This window comes from Endozoicomonas sp., assembly GCF_031844845.1.
Lineage (GTDB): Bacteria > Pseudomonadota > Gammaproteobacteria > Pseudomonadales > Endozoicomonadaceae > Endozoicomonas.
The window spans coordinates 1-5177 of record NZ_JAVRMB020000212.1; the positions used below are offsets into that span (position 1 = coordinate 1).

Annotated in this window: 3 protein-coding genes and 1 pseudogene; all 4 read right to left on the reverse strand. The window is 43.0% G+C overall.

Annotation, left to right across the window (positions count from 1 at the left end; all coding sequences use genetic code 11):
• Positions 1–517: 517 nt before the first annotated feature.
• Positions 518–865, reverse strand: a complete 348-nt coding sequence (locus tag RM811_RS10975; RefSeq protein ID WP_402523999.1) for a hypothetical protein — start codon at positions 863–865, stop codon at positions 518–520.
• A gap of 293 nt (positions 866–1158) precedes the next feature.
• On the reverse strand, positions 1159–3948 hold the full coding sequence (locus RM811_RS10980) for an ankyrin repeat domain-containing protein (protein ID WP_402524001.1): 2790 nt from the start codon (positions 3946–3948) through the stop codon (positions 1159–1161).
• Positions 3949–4012: 64 nt separating this feature from the next.
• Positions 4013–4677: pseudogene (locus tag RM811_RS10985) on the reverse strand (IS256 family transposase); the annotation flags it as partial.
• A gap of 28 nt (positions 4678–4705) precedes the next feature.
• The coding region (locus RM811_RS10990) for a hypothetical protein (RefSeq protein ID WP_402524004.1) at positions 4706–5177 on the reverse strand (472 nt) is incomplete at its 5' end.

A 5177-nucleotide genomic window follows, 5' to 3' on the forward strand; every position in this document is an offset into this window, starting at 1 on the left:
ACAGGAGGGGAGAACAGGACATCCAGTGCGCCGAGATAAATCGGCAAGAGATTGAAGGTGGACAGCCTCAACAGGTCCATAAAAATACCCTTATTTTTGATAAAATTTATGGGTGTCCTTTTTATTTTCTTTTTATTTTTATGGGTGTCCTTTTTATTTTTTCCTTTTTATTTTTTTTTTATTTTTCTTTTTTTATTTTTCCATGGGTGTCCTTTTTATTTTATAAAAATACCCTTATTTTTGATAAAATTTATGGGTGTCCTTTTTATTTTGAGAACAGGACATCCATAACGGAGAACAGGACATCCATAAAACGGAGAACAGGACATCCATAAAAAAGGGGATAACAGGAGGGGATAACAGGAGGGGAGAACAGGAGGGGAGAACAGGAGGGGAGAACAGGACATCCAGTGCGCCGAGATAAATCGGCAAGAGATTGAAGGTGGACAGCCTCAACAGGTCCATAAAAATACCCTTATTTTTGATAAAATTTATGGGTGTCCTTTTTATTTTTCCCTTATTTTTGATAAAATTTATGGGTGTCCTTTTTATTTTTAATAGCTTCAGGGTCAATAAGGTCAATTACTTCGCTCATTCGACTATCAGATGGAATTATTCCGTCTTTAACGTGATACATCTTTTCGAGATTGTGACATTGAATTGGATCTTTACGCTTATTATCAAATTCCAAAAGAGCGTCGCATTGTTGATGCATCATGGCAAAGCCAGATTTTAGGAAATTACCAAAAGGGATAGGGCATTTATTACTGCGGTGATCTTTAACTTTATCAAAACACTCAGATATTTTATTAATAAGATTGGTGGCATTAAGGTGCTTGCTGTACTTCTGAATAGCGGTAGCCATAATCAAGTCAACGACAGTGAAGTGGTATGGGGCTATTTTAGTCGATAAATTGTGCGATCATTTTTTTTAGTGCCAGGCTGAGCCGCTTGCAGCAGAAGGAGTTTGGTATTCGTCGGGAATTGCTGGGCTTTCACCTTCAATCTTTTGCCGATTTATCTCGGCGCACTGGATGTCCTTTATTTTTCCCGGGCTGCGGTAGATTCCGGGGTTGCCAGAGCTGAATATCCTGCCCATTATCCATTGGCTTCAGTATTGGAGGTTTGACGCTCACCCGGATTATTGAATTTCGCTGTTTAGGGTTCTGGTTTTTTAGCTATTTCATAGTCCGGGAGTTTTGAATACGGTGGGCGTATGCCTTTATGCTGGGCAAATTTCACGCAAGCCATAGCGACAGCATTGTTAAATGGCTTATTAACATGTTCTTTCATCAGTTCAAAATGCCAGATTGTTGGTGAACCCGGATTCAAACAGTCATTTATATAGGTGGTTAACGCCTTTTTGCACGGTGTCAGTGTGTGGATTAGTGCCTGTCGTCCAGCCTCCCCCAGAGTCTTACCCTGTTGTTGTAGATCCCTGGCTTTGGTCAGCAGACTGACCACTGTGACCGGTGTGTCTGCCTGGGGGGACATGCGTACTTCAGAGAGAGACCAGAAAAAGCCAAACGCTGAGCTAAAACGATAGTTAGATATTCTTATCTTTTCGATGAAGTCAAGTGCTTCCTGGTATTTTTCCATCAATACGAGATTTTCCAGTTGACAGAGTATTTCCGACTCTGTTTCTGAATGGCCGAGCTTGTATGATAGTGCCTGTGCTCTGATTGCTTCAAAAGCATATCCGATATCCTGGGGGACAGGTGTATCACCACAGGGCAGTACTGCGAGGTAAGGGTGTCCGGTTTGCAGAAGATATGAAGTCAGATTCGCGCCTTCGGTCAGGACTGGATAGTCAGAGCAGCTTACCAGTCTTTCAAATACCGGTTTTGGCAGGACGGGCATTTCAGTAATCACGATTTCCCCCGGATTTAAACTGGATAGCGTAAGCTCAGCGGATCCATCGTGTATATCGATCAGCTTTACTGAATATTCATCATGTAACCTGTGGAGTTCCCTGGAAAGGTACTGGTTTGTGTTCGGAAAGACGGCAATGATCAATGGGCGATTATTACAAGGGGAATATCCGGTCCGGTATTGTTCGGTAATGGCATTTAACCAGTTTTTTAAAATATTGCAGTAACTTGCATTAGGATGATGTAATCCATAGACAAAGGATATATGCGCCTGCTTTTCTTCGCCCATGGTTATCATCGTATTGACAGCATCTAAGTTGCATAAAGCATTACTTTTTTGAGAATCACAAGAGGACTTTGGAATTATCGAGTGAACGGGTAACGACAGGGGGAGTACGTTTCCCTGAGCCTCGGTTTTGGAGCCATAAATAATGTCTGTATAGACGATTTCATGACATTTGTTGAATCGATAGGGTTTTATTGTAATTAAATCTGATTCGTTTGTTAACCTGAATGTGAAATCCACAGAGGTGAATGAAAACCATAAAGCTGGTTTGACCTCTTGAGTTGTCTGTGAAGCCTCTCCAACGATCTCAATATGGCACCCTTTTCTCTCAAATTTTGTGGGTATCTGCGGGTTGCTGCCATCTATTTCCGGAATAAGGGTCGCCAGTTTTGAGAGAATTACCTTGTGATCATTATCTGTAAACTTTCTGGGTGTTGTCAGTTTTACGGTGATTTTCTGGACTCCCTGGTCTACGAGTGAATTCATTATCTGTACGCTTGCACATTCGTCACCCAAAGACCAGAATTGATTTTTCATTATTACCGAATTGTCATCTTCTGTATCATAGGTTTTTATAGTTAAAATGACTCCTGCGTGATCAATGCCCGCCAAAAAAGATCGAGCCTGATGCAGGTAATCCGATGCACGGTTTACGGAGAACAGATTCAGGTGCTCTGACACGGTGCAGCCTTTTGTTGTTTGAGCCGACTTGTTCTGATTTTTGATTGGGCCATCATGAACGCCAGGCAAGCCACTGAACTTTATTTTTCTGGCAGAATCAGTGGAATTGAGCCGGATATACTCGTCTCTGGATTTTTTGATATCAAACCCTGCTATGGGTTGTCTGGCCAGTGCCCATGGTTCTCTGTGTTTTTTATATAAATCCGGATATTGACCGGTGAGATTTGTGTAATTGAAGCCGTAAACTAACCAATGGTTCTGGAAAGGAGAGAAATTTTCAAGTAGAAGGATGACACACGCTCTTTTTTTTCTGTCAACTGCCTTCAGTAATAGAGAAAAGAACTCATCCTCCAGAATATCATGATAGTTGTTAATGAAAAAACGAAGGACTTCCTCACGATTCTCGCTTTCCATTATATAGGATGCTGGTAACTGTGAGTATTTGTTGTGTTGCTTGAGAGCTTCAGGCTCCTGTTCGATAATGTAACGAATGCAGTTTAGTTGTCCATTTTTTACCGCATGATGAAGCGCTGTGTCCGAAGAATCCGGATCGTTTAGTAAAATCCCTGAGGGGGCGACTGTTACTATTAATTTAAGATATGTCAGATTGCCCTGTTTGGCCGCTGCATGGATCGGATATTGTTTTCTGTCGTGTATTTTGAGCAGCTCGGGATTTTTATTAATGAGTGCACTGACGCATTCAGGATGCTCTTTTTTTATGGCGTAAAGCAGAAGTGTGGTGCTATCGAGCCTCTCATTGGGGACTTCCTGATAATAACATCTTTTTTTTGTCCCGGCTTTAAAGAGATAAGCGGAGATATTTCGAAGTGCTTCATGATCGTTACTGTCTATGAGCTGGATGATATATGACACAAACGAATCATCATTCATGCTCTCCAGTTCAGACAGCGGTTTGATGTTGGGGGACGGTGCGAGATCGACTGAGCGATGGTTAAGAGGGATCCAGTCAGAAGGTTTAATATCAGCCGGGTGGTGCATTGTAACTGGTTTAGGGGTTACGATGCAGGAGTCGTTGGGGCTGGGGGGCAGGTTCTGATTGTTAGCGGTTAAATTGAGGCGGCCTGAATTTGAATTGATGATTAAGTTCATAAAGCTAAGATCTCCCGTAACTATTTGCTAATCGCAATAATTCTGTGTAAACACCCACAGTTGTTTATAGTTTAAATCGGTCTGGAAACATGATTTCAAACCGACTCATAGCCGCTTTCCAGTTACGTATAGGCATCGTCCATTTGGTTGATGCCCTTTCCATAGCCAGATAAATCACCTTCATAACCGAACCGTCTGTTGGAAATATCTTCCGCTCCCGGGTTGCTTTTCGAATCACACTATTCAACGATTCTATTGCATTGGTCGTATAAATCGCCTTCCTGTTGTCAGCAGGATAGTCGAACAAGGTGATCAGGTTATCCCAGTTATTGCGCCAGGACTTGCCAATGGAAGGGAACTTCTCGCCCCAGGCACTTTCAAAGGCGCTCAGCTCCAATTCCGCTTCAGCTAGACTGGTAAATCCTCTTCAGGTCACTGGCGACTGCTTTACGGTCTTTGTAGGACACATACTTCAGCGAGTTGCGTACCTGATGGACAATACAGAGCTGAACCTGAGCCTTCGGGAAAGCCATGGTAATTGCATCTGGAAAGCCTGTCAGTCCATCAACACAAGCGATGAGTATATCTTCAACGCCACGGTTTTGGAGCTCTGTCAGAACGGACAACCAAAATTTGGAACCTTCTGTTTCGGCAATCCAAAGCTCCAAAAGTTCCCTATGACCTTCAAATAGTTACTCCAAGAGCTACGTAGACAGTCTTTTTGAAAACCGGGGTCTTGTGAAAATGAAAACCGGGATCAGGTCTTTCTTCTTGAATAACCATTGTCGTGGGTCACTATTTGCGATATGAGGTACCTGACTATTCTATTATATTTAGGCTGGGCAATTATAACAGACTTGCTTCTTTCAAGAAGAAAGACCTGACCCCAGCTTCCATCCGGTTCTATCAGGGCAAGATTAGAAGCGCCCCAAAGCTGGCCGGTGAAACTCCATGAAAAGCTGTCAATGTCGAGGCTGATTTCCAAATTAGGGAGTTCAATGGGTGTCCGGGCAGGCAAGGCGACGGTGGTGACAATATTCATTAGCAGATAACTGGCTCTTTTGAAAAATGAGTGGGTAGATATTTCTCCACTGCCATTCTGTACAGGCGACTGCATTGATGCAGGAGGTAGAGTAATGCAGGAGCAATTACCGAGATTGCAGGAATCCATCCGGCAGGGAAAGCCCGCCTTCAAGCCGCACCTCCCTGTGGATGGATCCTGTACAATC

Bases quoted from the DNA above. Each gene is read 5' to 3' on its own strand.
- RM811_RS10975 (WP_402523999.1), bottom strand. From the start codon at position 865: ATGGCTACCGCTATTCAGAAGTACAGCAAGCACCTTAATGCCACCAAT.
- RM811_RS10980 (WP_402524001.1), bottom strand. From the start codon at position 3,948: ATGAACTTAATCATCAATTCAAATTCAGGCCGCCTCAATTTAACCGCT.